20 protein-coding genes are annotated in these 21547 nt (G+C 38.7%); 15 read left to right on the top strand and 5 right to left on the bottom strand.

The features are described 5' to 3' along the window. Window positions 1-43 precede the first annotated feature (43 nt). The 6 genes from HHO41_RS03365 (at window position 44) to HHO41_RS03340 (ending at window position 7037) form a co-directional block, all read left to right on the top strand. Complete coding sequence (locus HHO41_RS03365; protein ID WP_169095458.1) at window positions 44-1102, top strand: galactitol-1-phosphate 5-dehydrogenase; 1059 nt, start codon at window positions 44-46, stop codon at window positions 1100-1102. 64 nt (window positions 1103-1166) lie between these two features. After that, window positions 1167-1862 (top strand): L-ribulose-5-phosphate 4-epimerase, encoded by a 696-nt coding sequence (gene araD / locus HHO41_RS03360; RefSeq protein ID WP_169095456.1) that lies wholly within the window; start codon window positions 1167-1169, stop codon window positions 1860-1862. Window positions 1863-2182: 320 nt separating this feature from the next. Next, window positions 2183-2947, top strand: coding sequence for a DeoR/GlpR family DNA-binding transcription regulator (locus HHO41_RS03355; protein WP_169095454.1), 765 nt, complete (start codon window positions 2183-2185; stop codon window positions 2945-2947). A 298-nt stretch (window positions 2948-3245) separates the two neighbouring features. After that, the gene (gene tkt, locus HHO41_RS03350) at window positions 3246-5267 is read left to right on the top strand and encodes a transketolase (protein ID WP_169095452.1); all 2022 of its coding nucleotides are present in this window, start codon (window positions 3246-3248) and stop codon (window positions 5265-5267) included. A gap of 60 nt (window positions 5268-5327) precedes the next feature. Further along, window positions 5328-6002, top strand: a complete 675-nt coding sequence (gene fsa, locus HHO41_RS03345; protein ID WP_169095450.1) for a fructose-6-phosphate aldolase — start codon at window positions 5328-5330, stop codon at window positions 6000-6002. A gap of 120 nt (window positions 6003-6122) precedes the next feature. Continuing rightward, complete coding sequence (locus HHO41_RS03340) at window positions 6123-7037, top strand: VOC family protein (protein ID WP_169095448.1); 915 nt, start codon at window positions 6123-6125, stop codon at window positions 7035-7037. A 53-nt stretch (window positions 7038-7090) separates the two neighbouring features. Here HHO41_RS03340 and HHO41_RS03335 read toward each other — a convergent pair whose 3' ends face one another. Then, window positions 7091-7558 carry a hypothetical protein gene (locus HHO41_RS03335; protein WP_169095446.1) on the bottom strand — a complete coding sequence of 156 codons (468 nt, stop codon included), beginning with the start codon at window positions 7556-7558 and terminating at the stop codon, window positions 7091-7093. A gap of 203 nt (window positions 7559-7761) precedes the next feature. On the opposite strand from HHO41_RS03335, the gene HHO41_RS03330 reads away from it, so the two are divergent. Continuing rightward, the gene (locus tag HHO41_RS03330) at window positions 7762-8328 is read left to right on the top strand and encodes a DUF4256 domain-containing protein (RefSeq protein ID WP_169095444.1); all 567 of its coding nucleotides are present in this window, start codon (window positions 7762-7764) and stop codon (window positions 8326-8328) included. 54 nt (window positions 8329-8382) lie between these two features. On the opposite strand, the gene HHO41_RS03325 is transcribed toward HHO41_RS03330, so the two are convergent. Continuing rightward, on the bottom strand, window positions 8383-8991 hold the full coding sequence (locus HHO41_RS03325; protein WP_169095442.1) for a DUF421 domain-containing protein: 609 nt from the start codon (window positions 8989-8991) through the stop codon (window positions 8383-8385). A gap of 209 nt (window positions 8992-9200) precedes the next feature. Between HHO41_RS03325 and HHO41_RS03320 the strand changes: the two genes are divergently transcribed. From HHO41_RS03320 to HHO41_RS03305, 4 genes are read left to right on the top strand one after another with little or no spacing between them, the layout of a single operon-like run. Further along, window positions 9201-10118, top strand: coding sequence for an ATP-binding cassette domain-containing protein (locus HHO41_RS03320; RefSeq protein WP_169095440.1), 918 nt, complete (start codon window positions 9201-9203; stop codon window positions 10116-10118). Next, the gene (locus tag HHO41_RS03315; RefSeq protein ID WP_169095438.1) at window positions 10111-10890 is read left to right on the top strand and encodes an ABC transporter permease; all 780 of its coding nucleotides are present in this window, start codon (window positions 10111-10113) and stop codon (window positions 10888-10890) included. The genes HHO41_RS03320 and HHO41_RS03315 overlap by 8 nt, the downstream gene beginning before the upstream one ends. A gap of 10 nt (window positions 10891-10900) precedes the next feature. Beyond that, the gene (locus HHO41_RS03310) at window positions 10901-11575 is read left to right on the top strand and encodes a response regulator transcription factor (RefSeq protein WP_169095436.1); all 675 of its coding nucleotides are present in this window, start codon (window positions 10901-10903) and stop codon (window positions 11573-11575) included. 16 nt (window positions 11576-11591) lie between these two features. Next, window positions 11592-12500: a sensor histidine kinase gene (locus HHO41_RS03305; RefSeq protein ID WP_169095434.1), complete on the top strand. Its 909-nt coding sequence runs from the start codon at window positions 11592-11594 to the stop codon at window positions 12498-12500. Between the two features lie 21 nt (window positions 12501-12521). Here the strand turns inward: HHO41_RS03305 and HHO41_RS03300 are convergent, their stop codons facing one another. From HHO41_RS03300 to HHO41_RS03290, 3 genes are all read right to left on the bottom strand, one after another. Next, window positions 12522-12860 (bottom strand): DUF5661 family protein, encoded by a 339-nt coding sequence (locus HHO41_RS03300; protein WP_211171020.1) that lies wholly within the window; start codon window positions 12858-12860, stop codon window positions 12522-12524. Between the two features lie 141 nt (window positions 12861-13001). Beyond that, complete coding sequence (locus tag HHO41_RS03295) at window positions 13002-14720, bottom strand: sigma 54-interacting transcriptional regulator (protein ID WP_169095432.1); 1719 nt, start codon at window positions 14718-14720, stop codon at window positions 13002-13004. A gap of 198 nt (window positions 14721-14918) precedes the next feature. Further along, window positions 14919-15659 carry a YqjF family protein gene (locus HHO41_RS03290; protein ID WP_169095430.1) on the bottom strand — a complete coding sequence of 247 codons (741 nt, stop codon included), beginning with the start codon at window positions 15657-15659 and terminating at the stop codon, window positions 14919-14921. Window positions 15660-15800: 141 nt separating this feature from the next. Between HHO41_RS03290 and HHO41_RS03285 the strand changes: the two genes are divergently transcribed. From HHO41_RS03285 to HHO41_RS03270, 4 genes are all read left to right on the top strand, one after another. Beyond that, window positions 15801-17231 (top strand): FMN-binding glutamate synthase family protein, encoded by a 1431-nt coding sequence (locus tag HHO41_RS03285; protein WP_169095618.1) that lies wholly within the window; start codon window positions 15801-15803, stop codon window positions 17229-17231. Continuing rightward, window positions 17228-18655 carry an FMN-binding glutamate synthase family protein gene (locus tag HHO41_RS03280; protein WP_169095428.1) on the top strand — a complete coding sequence of 476 codons (1428 nt, stop codon included), beginning with the start codon at window positions 17228-17230 and terminating at the stop codon, window positions 18653-18655. Before HHO41_RS03285 ends, HHO41_RS03280 begins: the two co-directional genes overlap by 4 nt. A 115-nt stretch (window positions 18656-18770) precedes the next feature. Beyond that, a complete protein-coding gene (locus tag HHO41_RS03275; protein WP_169095426.1) occupies window positions 18771-20348 on the top strand; it encodes a spore germination protein in 1578 nt (525 codons plus the stop codon). Beyond that, a complete protein-coding gene (locus tag HHO41_RS03270; RefSeq protein ID WP_169095424.1) occupies window positions 20345-21544 on the top strand; it encodes a Ger(x)C family spore germination protein in 1200 nt (399 codons plus the stop codon). The genes HHO41_RS03275 and HHO41_RS03270 overlap by 4 nt, the downstream gene beginning before the upstream one ends. Window positions 21545-21547: the final 3 nt, after the last annotated feature.

Here is a 21547-nt window from a genome sequence, read left to right as displayed (position 1 = left end):
ATGCTGACTTATTCATACTCAGCATAGATGGGAGAGGTTTGTTATGGAAGGGAAAATGAAAGCAGCAGTGCTACACTCACTAGGAAATTTTGAAACTGAGTTAGTTGATATACCTCAAATCGATGAAAATGAAGTGTTAATTAAGGTTGTTTATTGCGGAATATGTGGTTCGGATGTACCGCGTGCCATGATTAGTGGTGCTCGGAAATATCCGCTTATTTTAGGGCATGAATTCACTGGTGTCGTTGCGGAAATCGGCGCAAATGTGAGTAATGTTAAGGTTGGCGATCGAATTGTCGTTGCTCCGCTTGTACCTTGTGGGGAATGTCAATATTGTAAAGCGAGCGATTACGGTTTATGTGAAGACTATAACATTATTGGCACTGGCAGTAATGGCGCTTTTGCGGAGTATGTAAAAGCACCAAAACAACATGTTCTCCGCATAGATGACCGTCTTGATTTTGAAACGGCTGCTGGTATTGAGCCGGCAACGATTGGATATCATGGCTTACAAAAAGCTGATATTCAACCGGGAGAATCAGTGGTTGTCATGGGTTGTGGTCCAATCGGCCAATTAACAGTTCAATGGGCAAAAATATTTGGAGCGACTACTGTTATTGCCGTAGACATTTTTGAAGAAAAGCTAGAATTGGCAAAAGAACTAGGTGCAGACATCACGATTAATGCAAAAGTAGAAAATGTAGTCCAACGAATTCGCGAATTAACGAATGGTGGAGCAGATGTTGTTGCGGAAACGGCAGGAAGCAAAATTACGCAACAGCAATCAATTTTAGCTGCAAAGAAAAAAGGTCGTGTCGTATTCATAGGCATCTCGCATTCAGATCTTCCATTAACAGAAGAAACAACAGAACATATTCTTCGCGGTGAAGTTAAGATTCAAGGTACATGGAATTCATACACCGCTCCGTATCCAGGGATTTCTTGGAAAGCCACTTTAGATTTTATGGCAAAAGGTGATCTTAAGTTCAAGCCAATGATTTCTCATAAAATCCAGGTTAATGAAGTGGGCGAGTATTTAAAAGGTATGGCTGATCGAACATTACAGTTCAACAAAGTGTTAATCTCATTTGACGAAAAATAGTAGATTGCTAGTTATCTAGCTCTGACAATCATATCAAAAATGCTTATAGGGAAGGTGATGCGCGATGCTTGAAAAGTTAAAACAAGAAGTGTTAGAAGCAAACTTAGGATTACCAAAATATGATTTAGTGACATTTACATGGGGAAATGTAAGTGGAATTGATCGAGAATCAGGTCTTGTGGTCATTAAACCAAGTGGAATTGAATATTCAAAGCTAAAAGTTGAAGACTTAGTCGTCGTTGACTTGGACGGAAATGTCGTTGAAGGAAGTTTAAAGCCTTCTTCTGACACAAGCACTCATTTAGTGTTGTACAAAAACTTTCCGGATATTGGCGGAGTCGTTCATACACATTCAACATGGGCAACAATCTGGTCACAAGCAACAAAAGATTTACCAGCCCTTGGTACCACTCAAGCTGACACATTTTATGGTTCAGTTCCGTGCACGCGCAGTTTAACTGAAGCTGAAATTAAAGGGGACTACGAGTTAGAAACCGGAAATGTCATTGTCGAAACCTTTAATCAGCGTGGGATCAACCCAAATGAAGTGCCAGCTGTATTAGTATATAGTCATGGTCCATTTGCTTGGGGGAAAAATGCCGAAGATGCACTTCATAACGCAGTCATTTTAGAAGAAGTATGTAAAATGGCTCATCATACCATTAGTCTAAACTCATCCATTCCGTCAATGGATCAAAACCTATTAGATAAGCATTACCTTAGAAAACATGGCGCATTTGCCTATTACGGGCAAAAGTAAGCAGTGAAATGATAAATAGCTAGAAATGTAGTTTTGAGTGAAATGAGGCTGTCGGCAAATTCGTCCAATCGAATTTGCCGACAGCCTTTTTTTGTAAAATGGGAGTGTTAAAGTTAAATATTTATTTTAAGCAAGTTGATTGGAGCGGAAGGCGAAGTGCCTGAAGTGGAAATCAACATTCATGTTTTACACAACGTTTATTTAAATATATTACAGGCTTGACAATTCTCCTGATTTAAACATAATCTTAATATAAACTAACAAAAATAAACATTATCTGTATAAAAGTTAAGAGCGCTTTTAGTTAAGGAGTGATTCAAATGCTTGCTGCTGAACGAAAATTAAAAATCATCGAGTATGTTAAAAAAAATAATGTGGCTTCAGTCGCTCAACTTTCCGAAGAATTTAATGTCCATGAAGCTACAATCCGCAGAGATTTATCAGAAATAGAAAGAGAAGAAGGTCTGTTAAGAAGAACTCATGGCGGTGTGGTTCTAGCTGAGGGAGTACATTCAGAGCCGTCCTTTACCGTTCGTGTTACCGAAAGGGTTGAAGAAAAACAGCGCATTGGTAAAAGGGCAGCAGAGTTGGTCAATGAAGGAGAGCATATTATTTTAGATTCCGGAACAACGACGCTTCAAATTGCCAAACATCTTTCAAAACGATCAAATATTACAGTTGTCACCAATGATATTAATATTGCCGCAGAGTTTAGAGATTCTAAAGATATTAAAGTGATTGTGACAGGCGGTATATTATACCCAGAAAGCTTCATGTTAAACGGGATGTTTACCAATGAAGTCCTCAAGACATTACATGTACATAAAGCTTTTGTTGCTACACCTGCTATCCATCCTAAATTTGGTCTGACTCATTTTGAGGAACAGCTTGTCTCGGCAAAAATCGGGATGATTGAAGCCGCACAAGAGGTTATCGTCGTAGCAGATCATTTTAAAATAGGGGGAATTTCGCTACATACTGTGGCGCCATCTAACAGAATTCACAAACTGGTGACTGGTATTGAAGCGACAGAACTGCAAATCCACCAATTTGAAGAGATGGGAATCAGTGTTTATACCGCTTAAGTAAAATGCAGAAGATGAATCAAAGATTTCATAATAGAGTTTCAACAGGCTGAATTTTATTTCTGACCTTCTGACTCTATGTGAAATCTTTTTTTATGATGATTTTTGCTCGTATTTGTTTGAAAATGTGCAAAATGCGCTTGATTTTTTCGCCGAATGACATTAATATAGGGCTATGATACGATTCATTATGTTTGATTATTAAAAGTATGCTTGTTTTTGTTTTGAAAGAAGGAGGTTCTTGTTTAAAGAATTTCTTCGTATCAAAACTAAATGTACTAGATAAGGAGAGTGTCAGATGAAGTCAGTATTAAGTCCTACAAGTATGGATCAATTAGCGATTCATACGATTCGAACATTGTCAATTGACGCAATCGAAAAAGCGAAATCCGGACATCCAGGTATGCCGATGGGGGCAGCCCCGATGGCCTATACGTTGTGGGCTAAAGAGATGAGTCACAATCCGGAAAATCCAAACTGGTTCAATCGTGATCGTTTTGTTTTATCAGCAGGACACGGCTCGATGCTATTGTATAGTTTGTTACACTTGTTTCATTATGGTATGACGATAGACGACTTGAAGAATTTCCGCCAATGGGGTAGCAAAACACCTGGGCATCCAGAGTTTGGTCATACTGTTGGAGTGGAAGCAACAACTGGACCGCTTGGACAAGGTGTGGCTATGGCTGTTGGTATGGCGATGGCAGAACGTCATTTGGCAGAAACATATAATAAAGAAGGATTTAATATTGTTGATCATTATACATATAGTTTATGTGGTGATGGAGATTTAATGGAGGGTGTTTCGCAAGAAGCAGCTTCACTTGCAGGACACCTTAAGCTTGGACGCCTAGTTGTTTTATACGATTCAAATGATATTTCTTTAGATGGAGATTTACATCTTTCTTTTTCAGAAAGTGTTGAAAACCGATTTGCTGCATACGGCTGGCAAGTTCTCCGCGTGGAAGATGGGAACGATATTGAAGCGATTCAAGCTGCTATCCAAGCTGCAAAAGCAGATCTAGAGCGTCCAAGTTTAATAGAAATTAAGACCACAATCGGATTTGGTTCTCCTAATAAAGCCGGTAAATCAGCATCACATGGTTCACCGCTTGGAGCAGAAGAAACAAGATTAACAAAAGAATCCTACCAATGGGAATATGAGGAACCGTTCTTTGTACCTGAGGAAGTGGTAACGCATTTTAAACAGTTATCTGCCTTGGGGCAACAAAAGGAAGAAGCATGGAATGAACTGTTTGCAAGTTATCAAAAAGCATATCCAGAGTTAGCGAGTCAATTTGCAAGCGTCTTTACAAACAAACTTCCAGATCAGTGGGAAGCTCAGTTACCTGAATTCCAAGCTGGCGAAAAAATCGCAACGAGAGAGGCTTCTGGAAAAACGCTAAATGCAGCGGCGAAGGCTATTCCACAATTAATCGGCGGTTCGGCCGACTTGGCTGGTTCAAATAAAACACTGCTTACTTTTGAAAAAAATTACGGATTAGATAGCTATGCTTCCCGTAATATTTGGTTTGGAGTACGGGAGTTCGCAATGGGAGCAGCTCTAAATGGGATGGCGCTTCATGGTGGAGTGAAAGTGTTTGGTGCTACATTCTTTGTATTCTCCGATTACTTACGTCCGGCGATTCGTCTAGCGGCACTCATGAAATTGCCCGTTACGTATGTATTTACCCATGATAGTATTGCTGTCGGTGAGGATGGTCCAACACATGAACCGATTGAGCAATTAGCATCCCTTCGCGCGATGCCGGGCTTGTCTGTTATTCGTCCTGCTGATGCAACTGAAACAGCTGCTGCATGGCGCATCGCATTTGAAAGCAGTGATACTCCAACAGTATTAGTGCTAACCCGCCAGGATTTGCCTACTTTAGCTTTAGATAAAAACGAAGCTTATGAAATGGTCAAAAAGGGCGCGTACATTGTTTCACAAGCAAAAGGAGAAGTAGCTGGTTTGCTTCTGGCAACGGGATCTGAAGTTTCTCTTGCGATGCGTGCGCAGCAGAAACTAGAGGAAGAAGGCATTTTTGTCTCAGTAGTTAGTATGCCAAGCTGGGACAGATTTGAGAAACAATCTGTGGAATATAAAGAATCCATCCTTCCTAAAACAGTAAAAACGCGTCTTGCCATCGAAGCAGGTGCTTCACTTGGATGGAGAGAATACATTGGCGATCATGGTGATAAAATTACGATTGATCATTTTGGCGCCTCTGCTCCAGCAAACAAACTTTTTGAAGAGTATGGATTTACGGTTGAAAACATCGTCGAGAAATGTAAACATCTCATCGCGCAAAACAACTAAAAACTTGCACAATATATGAAATAAATAGATTGATAACTTTCTAAAATGGAGGAATTAAACATGAAGTTTTTTATTGATACAGCTAATCTTGAAGATATTAAAAAGGCTTATAAAATCGGCGTTCTAGCTGGGGTAACCACGAATCCTTCTCTAGTTGTGAAAGAAGGGGTCAAATTTGAGGATCGCATTGCAGAAATTTGCCAAGCAGTACCTGATTGTGAATCTGTTTCAGCAGAAGTCAGCCCAGATGCAGTTACAGCAGAAGAAATGATTGCAGAAGCAGAAGAGCTGATTAAAATTAATGGAAATGATGAAAAAATCACGATCAAACTTCCAATGACTCTTGGAGGATTAGAGGCTTGTCGCTATCTTACTAAAAAAGGTGTTAAAACCAACGTTACGTTAATCTTCACTATGAATCAAGCACTGTTAGCAGCTCGAGCTGGGGCGACTTATGTTTCTCCATTTTTAGGAAGATTAGATGATATTTCTGAAGATGGGGTACAGTTAGTTGAAAAGATTGCCGAAGTATTCCGCATTCACAATTTAGATTCGCAAATTATTGCCGCTTCTGTCCGACACCCAGACCATGTTACCCGAGTCGCTTTGGCTGGAGCACATATTGCAACGATTCCATTTTCCGTTATTGAGCAACTTACGAAGCATCCACTAACAGATCAAGGAATTGCAAAGTTTGTTGCAGACTGGGAAAAAACTAAAACTGTAACCATCTAATTGTAAAGCTGGATTCAAAAATGTTTGTTGCCGCACAAAGTATCCCTTTGTGCGGTTTTTACATTTTTGTGGTTATAATGAATGATAGATTATCCATCTCAAAACTAAGGAGGAAAATCGATGTCAAATACAAACCAAATCCTTGTTCCACATTTATGGTATGACAAACATGCAAAAGAAGCAGCTGAATTTTACACTTCAATTTTCCCTGACTCTAAAATTACAAATGTATCAACCATCCATGACACCCCCTCTGGTGACTCTGATATCGTCTCTTTTGAAGTTTGGGGACAGAAGTTTATGGCCATCAGTGCTGGGCCCCATTTCAAACTGAATCCGTCGATATCGTTCATGGTAAATTTTGATCCATCGCGGGAAAAAGATTCAAAAGAAAAACTAGATGAGGTTTGGAACAAGTTATCAGAAGGTGGCAACGTGTTAATGCCGCTGGATGAGTATCCATTCAGTAAAAGGTATGGCTGGATTCAGGATAAGTTTGGTTTGTCCTGGCAGTTAATCCTGACTAATCCCGAAGGTGAAGAACGACCTCCAATTGTGACGTCATTTTTGTTTGTCGGTGACAAGTGCGGTCAAGCAGAAGAGGCGATCAATTTTTATGTATCGGTATTTAAAAACGCCAAGCTTGGTCATTTCGCAAGGTACCCAAAGGGTATGGAGCCTGATCAAGAAGGAACGATTATGTTTGCTGATTTTTGCATTGAAAATCAGTGGTTTTCAGCAATGGATAGCGCCCATGAGCATAAATTCGGTTTTAATGAAGCGATCTCATTTGTGGTGAACTGCAACACTCAAGAGGAGATTGATTACTTTTGGGATAAGCTCTCTTACGTCCCTGAAGCGGAACAATGCGGTTGGCTTAAAGACAAATTTGGCATATCGTGGCAGATTGTTCCGACTGAAATGAACAAGATGATGGCTAACGGGACACCCGATCAGCTTGCGCGCGTAACTAGAGCATTTCTGCAAATGAAAAAATTTGATATTGCGGAGTTACAGAAAGCTTATAATGGGTAAAACTGGTTTGACCATGCATAATGCTCACCATTTTCGGTGAGCATTTTTTGTATTTACATTGATTTCTTTTTGGTGTATAAATCATAAAAAAATTGAAATCCATATAGTAGCAAGGCTCTTGTTACATCAATGGCAAAGTATTTCGATTTCGTTAATTTCACTAAAGTAAAAAACTTAAAATGCTTAACAAGCTTTAACCCACCAAGAAAGATAAAGCAAATATGTAGAATAATATTAGAAAATAAATAGATAGTGAATTTGCCATAGGTCATTTTTAGTATCCATAGACTTGTAACAAAATAAGGACCTAGATTAAAAAAATTCATACTATCAAATGGAGGAATTCCGCGATAGAATTTCCACCACTTTTTCTTTTCCCCATATATATCAATGACTTTAGTGAAGGCACAAATAAATGCTGCAGCAGGAGCATACCTTTTAAACGTCCTGTTTCCCAACAAAGGTATCGTTAACCAAGGTAAAATTAACACCATTAAATAAAAGAGTTTAGACCCTTTCATAATATCACCTCTAATTCTATGGTATACAAATTTACCATTTTTCAACCATCCTGAATGACGAAAAGTGTCGAAATCGGTCGGAATCATTGACTTTATTTGACAAAAAACAGTTATAATATACTTTAAAAGGTGGAATCATTATCATATCTAAATATTTATATAGAGTTATCCGATAAAGGTAGTAACAGAAGGAGGAACCAAACATGATAGAAAGTAATAAAGAATTGTCACTAGATCAATCTCAAGAATTACTCAGTACTTTGAAAGCTCGGTTTGAGAAAAATATGAACCGCCATGAGGGTATTGAGTGGGCTAAAATTCAACTGAAGCTTGAAGCTAATCAAGAAAAGCTCTGGTCGCTCGCTGAAATGGAGAGAACCGGCGGTGAACCTGATGTTGTGGGGTATGATCAAAATGCGGACGAGTATCTTTTTTATGATTGTTCACAAGAAAGTCCTGTCGGGCGCAGAAGTTTGTGTTACGACCGCGAAGCATGGGAATCTAGGAAAAAAAATAAACCTGAAAATAGTGCGATGGATATGGCGGCTGCGATTGGCATTGAGCTTTTAACAGAAGCACAATACAGAGAGTTGCAGATGCTTGGGAATTTCGATATGAAAACATCGAGTTGGGTCATCACACCGTCTGCGATTAGAAAACTCGGTGGTGCTCTTTTTTGCGATTTCCGCTTTGGTCATACGTTTGTGTATCACAACGGTGCTGATTCTTACTATGCAGCCAGAGGATTCCGTGGCTCATTAAGGGTATAAATTTGATAAAAGAGTGACGTCGCTTGGCGTCACTTAATTTTTTTATGATCACTGCTACATCAAGTAATCTGGATGATTTTGGTTTTTACGATCTTTTAATTCTGCAAAGACACTTCCGTTTTCTTGAGAAGTGGTTTGTGGTGGATTCTGTGCCATCGCTTGTAGTTGTGGAAAATATAAATCAAAAAATTGCTTAAACTCGCCAGCAGTTAATGGCTTCGCTTGATCATTTAGCTCATAACCAAGAAGTCCATTTGGTTCTATCGTCGCCATTTTGATATCACTGAATTTTGATATTCCTTGATTTCGCATCCTCATTTCTAGTTGGTCAACGGTTAACCGCAGTTTCCGCAGATTTTTAGTATGTAACTTCCCATTTTCGATTACAATAATCGATTTACCCGTAATAAATTTTTCGAAAAAATTGAATTTCACCTCTAAAAATTCAATCATAACTATGGCAACGACAAAAATGGCTGCACCTATAATAGCCTTTGTGACACTTTTTTCGACAATGGGTTGGACGATGATGGTTCCAATCGAAATCATCACGATTGTTTGCGCAAGAGTCATTTGCGAGATTGATTTTCGCCCAGCAATTCTTAAAAGAATGATTCCAGCCAAAATTAACAAAAATGACTGCCAAATAAACGAAAAGTCCATATGTTAAACCTCCAAATTATTTACTTTATGTTAAATTTCCCAATTCGCCTCTTTATATGTTAGACTGCTCAGCTAATCTGCTTCTTCCGTTAATCCCATTAACGACGATTGTTCAAAAAAATTCTTTATACTTTTTTTACACTTTCCTAGTCTAATTATTTATATCTGCCCTTTATTCTAGATTTATCAACAGTGAAAGGAAGAGGATCATGCCGGAAACGATTTTGAAAGCAACCAATATTTCCAAAATATATGGTAATCATAAAGCACTTGATAAAGTATCGATAGAAATTAAGCGAGGGATGATTTACGGCTTAATTGGCGAGAACGGAGCGGGGAAATCAACGTTCATGCGCACGGTTATGGGCTTAATCTCAATTGATGAAGGAGAAATTGAACTGTTCGGGGAAACGGGTGTTAATGGTTTGCAGCGGGCTCGAAGAAAAATGGGACAATCTATTGAAACACCAGCGCTTTATCCTGAACTAACTGCTCGAGAGAATCTTCGGGTACAAGCGGCAAACGGTGGGGTTAGTGAACGAGAGATTGATGATTTACTTCGCTTGATGAACCTGACCAACACCGGGAAAAAGAAGGCGAAGAATTTCTCGTTAGGGATGCGTCAACGTTTAGCGATTGCCTCAACCCTTATTACAAACCCTGAGTTCCTGATCCTAGATGAGCCGACAAATGGTCTTGATCCTTCTGGAATTGTTGAAATGCGTGAAATCATTCACCGGTTAGTGGCAGAACGTGGCATCACCGTCTTGCTCTCAAGCCATTTGCTTGATGAACTCTCCCAAATTGCCACTCATTACGGGATCTTACATGATGGAAAACTCATTAATGAACTTTCACGGGAGGAATTAGCAAGAGTATCTCGTCAATATATCGAGTTAGAAACAACAGAGGTTCAACAAGCAGTGGTTATTTTAGACGAATTAGGGATCAAGGATTATGAAGTTATCAATGGGACTGATATACAGATTTACGAGCAATTAGATGAAGTTGCCAAAATTAACCGTTCATTAGTATTAGCAAACGTGAATGTTTCGCGGATTGGCACAACAAGACAAAAACTCGAAGAATATTTCCTACAATTAACAGGAGGAAGACCTCATGCTTAATCTATTAACCGCGGAAAGAATAAAATTATTTCATAGTAAAAAATTGTGGATTGTTCTGGCAATTTTAGCCTTGCTACCTATCTACCAAGCTGTGAACAGTAAAATTAGCGTGCATTATGGTGTGAAACTTGTCCAGAGCGTAGATACAGTCATTAATGGTGCGAGCGGAATTCTCATGATGGAGAAAAATTCATTAACGATTTTACTCGTCGTCAGTGCTTTTATTAGTTTCTTTATTGGGGAAGAATTTCAAAATGGAACGATTCGAAATGCGTTGTCATTAGGACGTAGCCGTACGCATTTCTATTTGTCAAAGTGGGTGACAGCTGCCCTTTTGGCACTTGTAGGGATAATTTTGATGACCATGATTGGTATGATAAGCTTCTCAGCGGTATTTGGCTTTGGTGAAGTTGCCAAAATTAACGATTACTTTTGGTTTGCGGTGAAATCGTTTGGTACACTGTATATATTAATTTTAGCCAATATATCGATTTTCATTATGATTAGCTTTCTTGCAAAAAATAGTAGTATTGGACTTGTTTGGAGTTTTATTTATACGATTGGGACAGGCTTTGGTGCCGGGGTATTCCAACACACTGACCACTTTAAATATGTCACGAACTGGTTTACGGAAACGTTTTTATTTTACTATGATTTTGCCAATCCAGCACATATCGCAAAATATCCTCAGATGGTGTTGGTTAGTCTTATTACAATCGTGATATCATCAATTGTAGGAATTCTTTTATTCAAAAGAACAGATATAAAGTAGGTCGATTTAGATGACAACGATATTAATCATTGAAGACGATATGGCCATCCATTCATTAATCAAAGAAACATTGGATTTACATCATTTTCAAACCCTCAGCGCCTACTCCGGGACTGAGGGTAAACTGTTATTTCAGCAAAACGAAATAGATTTGGTCCTATTAGATTTGATGTTGCCTGGCATGAACGGTGAAGAATTTCTTCAGGGACTTCGGGAGAACTCAAGCGTACCTGTCATTGTCATTTCAGCAAAGAACGACCAAATTTCGAAATTAGAGCTCTTAACAAATGGAGCAGATGACTACATCATAAAACCTTTTGATATAAAGGAATTACTGGCGCGAATTCAGATTCAATTACGTCATGCAACAAAGGTGTCTGTTAGTACCCCAAACGAAGTTCATTATAAAAATATCAGAATTAATTTAGATACCCGTGAAGTGACCATTAATCAGCAAATTCTACATCTTACTGGGCGTGAGTTCGCAATCCTATTACTATTTTTAGAAAATCCACAAAAGGTATTCAGCCGTGCCAATATTTATGAAAGTGTTTGGCATGAACCTTATTTTGATGGTGATAAGACAATCAATATGCATATCAGCAATTTACGGAATAAGCTTAACGTTGAAGAGACTAACTACATTAAAACGATTTGGGGCATAGGCTTTAAATTTGATGAATGACGGGAGCGTGAATGTGATGTGGGGTTGGATTTTTATTTTACTAGCATTGGCGCTTCTTGTTTATATTTATTTTTTAAAGCGGGAAATCCGGAAGTTGACATTAGAGGTTAGAGGAATTCCAGCTCGCTCCAGTTTTGGTAGCAGATTATTTCTTGATTTTCGCATCAAGTCATTAATGGAACTGGTCGATGAACTAAACCAAATGATTGATTCTTTTGAAGGAAAAAATCGCCAAGCGAAACAGATGGAAGAGAATGTAAAGCTGTCCATTGCTGGGCTTTCTCATGATTTACGGACACCACTTACGTCCATTAATGGCTATGTACAACTCTTGCATGCGACTTCGGATGAACAAAAGCGATTGCATTATCTTGGAATTATCGAGCACTCTGTTAAACGGTTAATTGAGATGACTGACCATTTTTATGATTTGGCTCGCATTGAAACGAATCAAAAAGAAATGGAAATTGCTTCACTGTCGCTATCCAATTTAGTTGAGGAAATCTTCTTGGCCTTTTATGAACAATTGGAAGAAAAGAAAATTGAACTTCAATTTCCCGAAGAAATCGCAGACAGTCAAATTAATGCTGACAAATTAATGCTAACGCGCGTGCTCCAAAATATTGTCCAAAATATTCTTCGTTATGCAAAAAGTAAAGCAGTGATTAGCTTTAGGAAAGAAGAGAATCATTTAATCTTTATAGTTAAGAATGACATCAAATCGGATAGTAAAGTCGCAGTGGAGAAGGTTTTTATGCGATTTTATACAGAAGATACTAGTCGTTCAAACCCTGAGGCAAGCGGGTTAGGACTGTACCTGTCCAAAAAGTTAGTTGAAAAGATGAACGGGGAAATGAACGCAGAGTTGAATGATCAATGGTTTATCCTTAACATTCATCTCCCTCGTAAAAGAAGTACGAATTAATACCAGGCTATATCCAAAAAGTCATTTGTTCCAGTAGGCTTTTGCTTCTTCCTCTAGTTTCTTTAATCGCTTGTAATAATCAGGAAACTCGTTAAGATGAGCCAGTGCAATTTTCCCTGTTTTAATAGGATCGTCGCTTGTAACATTCGTTTGGCTGGATATTTTCCCGTGTTCAAGCTCTGTATTTACCCCCATCCAAAATTCGTTTAAATCAAACTTGCTTTTTGTAAAATCAATTCCTAAAAGTAAGGCAATAGCTGCTGCTTCTTCTTTAGAAAAAGAGGTGACCCTGAATCCAGGACGGTGGTGACTGTAACCGTTATTGAAGTGGTTCAAATATGGATGATAATAGTAATACAAAGCACATTTCCCCTTAGAACTTATTTATCAACAATGTACGTAAAAGTGAATCCAAAAGTGCAAATAATAAAGTGCCAGGCACCACCCGATTTTTGTCGAAATTCTTTCGACAAAAATCGGGTGGTACCTGGCACTCTGTTTTTAGTATTGGATTTGATATTGTTTGATTTTTGAGTATAGCCAAGGGCGGCTGATGCCAAGCAATTGACTTGCTTTCGTTTTATTTCCATTTGCTTCTTTTAAGGCAGAGATGATCATATCCTTTTCGGTCGAATGGAGCTTATCTTTGTAGCTTGAGGATGACTTTTGGATGAGCACTTTTTCCACGTTAGTTTGGCTGAAAATGGGAAGATCTACTGAATCAATGTAATCACCCGATTTGAGGTTAGCGGCCCTTTCGAGTACGTTTTGCAATTCTCGAACGTTTCCAGGCCATGAATGCTGCATTAGTTGGGTTAAGGCGGAATGGGTGATGCCTTTAATGTAGAATCCGCTTTGGTTTAACCTGTGAATAATGGTCTGAATGATATCTGGTAAATCTTCAATTCTGTCTCTTAAAGGCGGAATATCTAATCGCATGATATTTAATCGGTAATATAAATCTGCTCTAAATTTTCCATCAGCGACTAGATTTTCGATATTTTGGTTGGTGGCAGCGATGATTTTCGTATTTAAATGAATCGTTTTAGAGCTGCCGATGGGCTGGAATTCTTTTTCCTGCAGAACGCGTAAGATTTTCGTTTGAAGCGGAAGGGACATATCGCCAATCTCATCTAAAAAGATGGTTCCGTTTTGGGCAAGTTCAAATTTCCCTTTCATTCCCCCTTTTTTGGCACCAGTAAATGCACCATCTGCATATCCGAAAAATTCAGATTCAAGTAATTCGGGAGGAATCGCAGCACAATTCACTTGAACAAAAGGTCCATGTTGATTTGAGGCGGCATGAATGCCTTGGGCAAATAACTCTTTTCCTGTTCCGCTTTCGCCAATAATCAAAACGGTAGACATCGTTTTAGAAGCTAAGTTAGCCTCGTGTTTTACTTGCCTTATTGCCGCAGATTCCCCGGCAATATCAAATAATGTATATTTTGTTCCCTTCATTTCGTTGATTTCATTTTGGTAGTAAGTCAACCTTTTTTCTAACGTTTTCACTTTCGTGAGAGCTTCATGTAAATGCGTTAGCCCACGATATGTCACTTTACAAATGGCACTAATCGTTTCGCCATTTTCTTTAATGGGTAAAATTGAAATTAACGATTGCTGTCCAGCAATTATGTGTGGGGTGTTGTGAATGCTAATTCCCGTTTTCATCGCCGTTTCAATACCCAAGTCTGGGAATAAATCTGTTGTCGATTTATTCAAAACATCTTTACTTGTTAATCCAAATAATTCGGTAAAGCCTTTATTCACCTTAGTCACCACTGCCTGTTTATTCACGAGAATAATCGCATCATAGGCAAAATCAAGCACGGATGACAATTGACTATAAACTAAATTATAAGACCACAGTAATTGCTGTGTGGAGACAACACCAATTGGATGCAACTCATCATTTACAACAGGGGCATGTCCCACATTATGCTGCAGTAAGTGTTTTCTAGTTTCTTCAAGACCATCAGTTGGATGAAGGAAGATGGGCTTATTATTATAGAAATGGTCAATCGTCAGGTCTAATGAGGGTTGATTAATTAAGAGCTGAAACATTTTATTTTTCGTGATAATCCCAATTAATTTGTTAGAGTCATCAACTACTGAGAGAATATTGGAGGTAGTTTGAAAAAATTTCGGGAGTACTTCTCTAAGAGTTTGGTCCTTGGTACAGCAGATAATATTTGCTGACATAAGATCAGATATGAGCACAGTGATCAACCCCTTACATGCTCATTATATCAAAGCAAATTTGAAGGGTTAATCAATTTTCTAAATATTCTGTAAAATAATTCTTCCTCAATATCCCAATAAGGTCGATTGGTAACAAAAAACACGACAAATCGAAGTACCTATCATCAATGGTTATTGTTTGATATGGCAAGGTTCATCCTAATGATTTCAAAATAACTATAATCGTTTTATGTTCCAAAAGAGCGTATCTAAACCCTTGGCATAATGAACGATCGGCTCTGATTCAGAAGGTTGTAATTGAAAAGGAGTAAACAGGCTATTCTTAGTGATTTCTGTCTTTACCTTTTGAATCGGCCATGCGATATGGTGAATTTCTCCGCAATAGAGGTTGGCCCGCTTATCCGTGCTAAACAGGCAATAGCGCTCTGTTGCCCAATGGTCAAGTGTTTCTTTTTCGGGAAAATAAACATCGGAAAGCGGCTCAAATGCTCCGTAGAATTCAATTGGATGTTTCAATGTTCCGCGACGGCTACTTCGAACCTTGAAGCTTTGTTTTTCTTTTATAAAAGAAACCTGTGCAGGTTGATAAGGTAGGTGATACCATCTGCTTGCGATTATTAATGAAGCCCAATCGCCGACGTCAAGAGATAAAAAATAGACGCCAGGCTTCCCATTAAATTGGACGTATGTCCTCACGTTAATTTCTGGAAATTTTGGTGTAACGGATAAACCTCTCAATCCTCTAAAATAGATGCCTTCCATCTGAAATGCTACGATACTTAACCATGCAGTTCCATTATATGTATCAATTATTAAAGAACTCGGAATATATGGTCTAAGTAATTCAGCTGGTATCGGGTAATGTGCAAAGATTAAATGACTCCAAGTTTGCCTCATGATCCAATTTTTTGAAGGTATCGGCCAAGGTCGATGGCTCATGTCGTTCATTAAGTCCATGATATTGTGCCCCTTAATATTATATGTCCATAGTTTGGTTAAAATTTACAATTTAATACCTTACTACATCACATCATATTGATTTTTTTGGAAATATTAAGTGTGGATAATGCTATTGAAAATGATCGTGAGGTCTATCGTATGGATACAATTGTTTATTATTCAAGTTTTGTCATCCTCACAATAATTTTTGTCATGCTTGTTGTTCTTCTTTCTTGCAGGCGATGGTTAATCAAACACTTTTCTAAACAAATCGGAAAAATCTTATTAACGGACAGTTACCCTGAAAATATTGCAGAGTTGATTCCCGGATTAAGACATATGGGATTCCAAAATGCGCTTGAAAATAATTTCAGAGCACAATCAGGAATGTTGCTCCATCGTCCACTGGGGTCTTCCAAGAAATGGCCACACCTTGATTCAATTACATTTATTCCAGCCCAAACATCTCCTTTTCCGATTGACAGCAAGGAAGAGGTTGATGTGACTGTTACAATTGGCCCAAAAGCGAAGAAACCGTTGAAAATTAATATTCCAATGATGATAAGTGGAATGGGCTATGGAATCGCTGTTAGTGAGCAGGTAAGATATGCAATGGTCGAAGGTGCAAAAAAAGCTGGAACTGCGATAAATTCAGGTGAAGGTGGAATTTTAGCGGCGGAATTACTAAAGGCAGGAAAGTATATTTTACAATTTTCACGTACAGCATGGGCAAAAGATGTAGAGCTTATCAAACGAGCTAATATGATTGAAATTAAACTGGGGCAAGGTGCAGTGGCTGGGATGGGCTGGAAAATACCGAGTTCATCTTTAACAGCTCAAGTTAGTAAGGTACTAGGCCTTCAGATACATGAAGACGCTGTCATTCATGAAACCTTTTTTGAAAATCAAACCATAGCCGAACTGAAAGAGTTGGTTGATGAGCTTCGACATTTATCAGGCGGTGTTCCGATTGGTGTGAAAATTGGCGCTGGCGGAAAAATTGAAGAAGATATCGACCATGTAATGGAGCTTGGTGTTGATTTCATTGCGATCGATGGTGGGCAAGGCGGCTCTTACGGTGCGCCGCCTCTGTTATCAGATGATATGGGAATTCCTACCTTACATGGAATTGTCCGGGCAGCTCATCACCTCAAAAAGCGAAAAATGAAGGAAGAAATAAGTTTAATTTCGTCAGCAGGACTTTATACTCCAGGCCACTTTTTAAAAATGCTTGCGCTTGGTGCTGATGCTGTTTATTTAGGCTCTAGCATCTTATTTGCTGTCTCCCATAAACAAAACCTCCAAACATTTCCATTCGAGCCTCCGACACAAATTGTTTGGGAAGATGGAAAAATGAAGGACCAATTTGTAGTGGCAGAAGGAGCAAAAGCAGTAGAAAAATTCTTAACATCGAGTACAGAAGAGATCAAAACAGCCTTAAGAGCAATGGGTAAGCGCTCATTAAAAGAGTTATCGAACAAAGATTTAGTATCTCATGATCGATTGACAGCCAGGATGATTGGAATTCCTTTTTCTTTTGAACCGTTGGAGTGTACTCCGATTTCGATAAGAGGGGACAAAAACATATGAACAATGTGATTCTTTATTTGAATTTTGGCATGATCATCATATTATTTTTAGGCTTTTTATCAATGCTAGTTGGCTGGCGTTTGATTGCCAAAATCATCGTAAGACGAGTTGGAAAAATCATCTTAACGGACGAATATCAAGAAAATATTATGGAAATGTTGCCAGGACTTAGGCATGTTGGATTACAAAATGTTCTCGAGAATACGATGCGCGCCCATACAGGAATTCTCCTAGACCGTCCGCTTGGCGGTTCTGCCAAGAAGTGGCCGCATTTTGATTCGATCACCTTTATCCCTGCTCAAACAACACCGTTTCCAACTGATAGTGATGTTGATATTGATGTCTCAGTAACCATTGGTCCAAGGGCAAAAAAACCGATGAAAATAAACATTCCCTTAATGATTAGCGGAATGGGATATGGCCTTTCCCTAAGCGAGCAAGCAAGACTAGCCCTAGCACAAGCGACTAAAAATGTCGGAACAGCACTTAACTCAGGACAAGGCGGGATATTACCTGAAGAACTAAGTGCTGCCGGAAAATACATCTTACAATTTTCGAAAACAGAATGGGGGAAGGATGAGGAGCTTATTAAACGTGCGGATATGATCGAAATTAGGCTCGGACAGGGTGCAACAGCAGGAATGGGGAAGAAAGTCTTACCCAAGAATTTAAAAGGGCGGGCCCGCGATATTATGGGACTTAAGGCTAATGAGGATGCTATCATCAGTGAGAATTTTTTTGAAAATCAATCATTAGATGATTTGAAACAACTGGTCGAGGAGCTCCGTGAATTATCAGGTGGAGTTCCGATTGGGGTGAAAATTGGTGCGGGTGGCAAAATTGAAGAAGATATTGAAAATTTACTTTATCTAGGACCAGATTTTATCGTGATTGACGGTGGACAAGCAGCCATGGTTGGTACTGCACCAATTTTATTTGATGACTTTGGAATTCCCACCCTTCACGCAATCGTTAGGGCAGTAAATTATTTAGAAAAAAGAAAGCTGAAGGGGGAGATTAGTTTAATCGTTTCTGGAGGGCTTTTGGTTCCAGGCCATTTTTTAAAAGCACTTGCCCTTGGAGCTGATGCAGTATATTTGGGTTCAGCCATTTTATTTGCCCTGGCACATGATCAAGTTTTAAATGCGATTCCATTTGAACCGCCTACTCAAGCGATTTGGTATGACGGCAAGTTTAAGGACAAATTTAAGATTGACAAAGGTGTGAAAGCTGCAGAAAGATTTTTAACTGCCAGCACAGAGGAAATAAAAACTGGATTAAGGGCAATGGGAAAACGTTCATTAACTGAATTGTCAAAACGCGATTTGGTTTCCTATGATGAACTAACAGCTAAAATGGTCGGAATTCCGTTTACTTTTGAATCATGCGAAACAAAACAAGGGAGACAAAAAGAAAGATTTTAACTAACAAATTTACTAGTCATGTTGAATGGGAAATCTCCTATTTTAACAGAGGGATTACATATTTTCTCCAAAAATACCAATGCTATAGAAAAGTATTGAAAAGGGGGGAATTCAGTTGAATCAGCAATCTAAAATCAAAAAAATTCTTAAGCATTTTAAAGAAAAAAATAGTGGAACAGAAACTGAATTCATTGAAACCTCATTACCATTTTCCACTGAGCTTAACAAAAATGAACAAGAGCTGAAACAATTGTTGGGAAAAAGTCCAGATTTGATTTTCCGGAACTTCCCAATCCATTTTGCGGATGGTGACACGCAGCAAGCGCTAATCGTATACCTAGATGGATTGGTTCTTGAAGCAGCGATTCGAGAAAGTGTCATAAAACCCCTTGTGGATGATAAGCCATTACAAAAGGATAATCTGCAGACTTTAGGCCAAATCCAAGAACGACTTTCTACTAAAAGGATAACAGAGGAAAATAATCTATCAACAGCGATTCAGCAAATGTATAAAGGAAAAGTCTTGTTAATCGTAGATGGGATTGATAAGGGCTTAATCATTCATGTTGAAGCATTCGAGTTTCTTCGTGCCGTTGAAGAGCCTACTTCAGAGAAAAACGTTCGTGGAGCGCGTGACGGGTTTATTGAATCTGCATCAGCCAATATTTCCTTACTGCGCCGGAGGATTTCCCATCCATCTTTAAAGTTTGATGTCTTGAAGCTTGGAGAAATCAGCCAAACCACTATCGTGATCGCATATGTAGACGGTATTTGTGATCAAGCCCTACTCAATCGAATAAAGGGCAGGTTAAACCAAATTAAAGTGGATGCGATTAATAATGGAGGGGAAATTGAACAGCTCATTGAGGACCATCCCTATTCAATTTTTCCGACAATCGGAAATACCGAAAGGCCTGATAAAGGAGCATTTTTACTATTAGAAGGAAGAATATTGATTTTCTGTGATGGGGATCCAGTCAGTTTGTTTATCCCTACACTTTTCATGGATAATACGAAAGCGATTGAAGATTACTATTCCAGGCCGTATTTTAGCTCGTTCGTTCGCTTATTACGTTTTGCAGCGATGTTAATCAGCACAACTCTACCTGCTTTATACTTGTCAGCGCTTAATTTTAATAAAGAACTTATTCCGTCTGATCTGCTAGTACCGATTATTCAAGCGCGGGAAATGGTTCCTTTTTCGCTTTGGATGGAGTTGTTCTTTATGATCGGAATGTTTGAAGTAGTTCGTGAGGCAGGGGTTAGACTTCCTCAGCAAGTAGGAGCCGCTTTGAGTATAGTTGGAGCCTTAATTCTGGGGCAAGTAGCTGTATCTGCTGGCATTGTCGGTGCACCGACAATTGTTGTAATTTCGATTACATACATATCTGCCTTCGTTTTGACACCAATGATGGAAATCGTATCATTAGTCCGGATTGGGTTGCTGATAGCTAGTATGATATTAGGACCATTTGGGTTAATTGTAACAATACTGGGGTTGCTTACTCATATGGTGTCATTGACTTCTCTAAATGTTCCTTATATGTCACCATTGGCACCCGCAATCCTAACTGATTTTAAGGATACCTTCATTCGTTTTCCAACAAGATTGTTGAAAAATCGCCGCAGATCAGTGCCAAATAAAAAAGATATTAAAATTCAGTCTTTGCCGGATACAGGTGAAAAACAATGAAGGTAACCATTCTATTGATGGTATTGATACAACTCTTGTTAACAGGTTGCTGGGATAATCAAGAGTTTGAGGAAGCTGCCTTTGTTCAAGGGGTGGGTTTAGATAAAGCTGACAATAAGATTAATGTTATTGCTGAAATTACGAAACCATCAGGTGGAACTGAAGGGGCTTCATCTGGACAGAGTGGCGCACAGCATATCATTTTCCAAAAAGAAGCGGACACGTTATTAGAAGCATTTCGTGGGATGATTAGAACCGCAAAAAGGCGGATGGATTTCACTCATACTCAGATATATATCATTAGTGAAAAACTGGCACGAGAAACAGAATTTCCGTTAGAACTTGACCTAATACGTCGTGATACAATGTTTCGCTTAAATAGCTATCTGTTTATTTCAGACAAAAATCCGGTGGAAATTTTTAATACCCCCACTTTGTATAAAAGTCTCACCTCAAATGAGCTTGCATCTGTAATTGAGCAAACGAAATTTATTACGGAATATTTACCTATATTCCATTATGAATTTTTTCGATTTCTCAAAGATCATCATACCAAAGCCTATATACCAATTATTTCGATTAAAAAAAGTGATGGTCATCAAAAAGTGACGGAAATAACTGGTACTGCAGTTATAAAAAACAATAGAATGGTGGGGAAGCTGAACATAAAAGAATCAGCTGGACTTAATTGGCTTTTAAATCAAGTAAAGGGTGGTAGTGTCACGGTTGTATTCACTGATCCTAAACCAAGTAGGTTATCGATTGAAGTAAGAAACGCTGAAACTAAAATTAAACCATATTTAGATGGAAATCAACTGAAGGTGGATATTCATACGAAGGTTGAGGCAACACTTGCAGATAATATGTCAAGACAGAAAGTTGATCGGGCATTTTTCAATAATGCAGAAACAAAAATCGGCAGTGAAGTTGAAAGGCTCATGTTTTCGAGCTTGAAGAAGCTAAAAAAGCTAGAAACAGACATTACTGATTTTGAATTGAACCTCCGTCGGAACAATCCTAAAGAATGGAAAAAGGTTAAAGCCAATTGGGATCAACTCTACGCTAATGCCGACGTGAAGATTGATGTTGATGTCAACATCAATCATCGAGGGATGATCAACGAAAGTTTTCATTTTGAGCAGAAGAGACCAAGTAACAATCCTTACCGGTTTATCAAGACTTTTTTGGGATGGTGAAGA

This window comes from Bacillus sp. DNRA2 (assembly GCF_012843265.1).
GTDB lineage: Bacteria > Bacillota > Bacilli > Bacillales > Cytobacillaceae > Bacillus_BU.
Note: the sequence above shows the minus strand (reverse complement) of the source record. Positions and strands in the feature narration are given on the sequence as shown.

Bases quoted from the DNA above. Each gene is read 5' to 3' on its own strand.
- HHO41_RS03270 (WP_169095424.1), top strand. From the start codon at position 20,345: ATGAAGGTAACCATTCTATTGATGGTATTGATACAACTCTTGTTAACA.
- HHO41_RS03290 (WP_169095430.1), bottom strand. From the start codon at position 15,659: ATGGACTTAATGAACGACATGAGCCATCGACCTTGGCCGATACCTTCA.
- HHO41_RS03285 (WP_169095618.1), top strand. From the start codon at position 15,801: ATGGATACAATTGTTTATTATTCAAGTTTTGTCATCCTCACAATAATT.
- HHO41_RS03355 (WP_169095454.1), top strand. From the start codon at position 2,183: ATGCTTGCTGCTGAACGAAAATTAAAAATCATCGAGTATGTTAAAAAA.
- HHO41_RS03340 (WP_169095448.1), top strand. From the start codon at position 6,123: ATGTCAAATACAAACCAAATCCTTGTTCCACATTTATGGTATGACAAA.
- tkt (WP_169095452.1), top strand. From the start codon at position 3,246: ATGAAGTCAGTATTAAGTCCTACAAGTATGGATCAATTAGCGATTCAT.
- HHO41_RS03325 (WP_169095442.1), bottom strand. From the start codon at position 8,991: ATGGACTTTTCGTTTATTTGGCAGTCATTTTTGTTAATTTTGGCTGGA.
- araD (WP_169095456.1), top strand. From the start codon at position 1,167: ATGCTTGAAAAGTTAAAACAAGAAGTGTTAGAAGCAAACTTAGGATTA.
- HHO41_RS03305 (WP_169095434.1), top strand. From the start codon at position 11,592: ATGTGGGGTTGGATTTTTATTTTACTAGCATTGGCGCTTCTTGTTTAT.
- fsa (WP_169095450.1), top strand. From the start codon at position 5,328: ATGAAGTTTTTTATTGATACAGCTAATCTTGAAGATATTAAAAAGGCT.
- HHO41_RS03280 (WP_169095428.1), top strand. From the start codon at position 17,228: ATGAACAATGTGATTCTTTATTTGAATTTTGGCATGATCATCATATTA.
- HHO41_RS03310 (WP_169095436.1), top strand. From the start codon at position 10,901: ATGACAACGATATTAATCATTGAAGACGATATGGCCATCCATTCATTA.
- HHO41_RS03330 (WP_169095444.1), top strand. From the start codon at position 7,762: ATGATAGAAAGTAATAAAGAATTGTCACTAGATCAATCTCAAGAATTA.
- HHO41_RS03320 (WP_169095440.1), top strand. From the start codon at position 9,201: ATGCCGGAAACGATTTTGAAAGCAACCAATATTTCCAAAATATATGGT.
- HHO41_RS03365 (WP_169095458.1), top strand. From the start codon at position 44: ATGGAAGGGAAAATGAAAGCAGCAGTGCTACACTCACTAGGAAATTTT.
- HHO41_RS03315 (WP_169095438.1), top strand. From the start codon at position 10,111: ATGCTTAATCTATTAACCGCGGAAAGAATAAAATTATTTCATAGTAAA.
- HHO41_RS03335 (WP_169095446.1), bottom strand. From the start codon at position 7,558: ATGAAAGGGTCTAAACTCTTTTATTTAATGGTGTTAATTTTACCTTGG.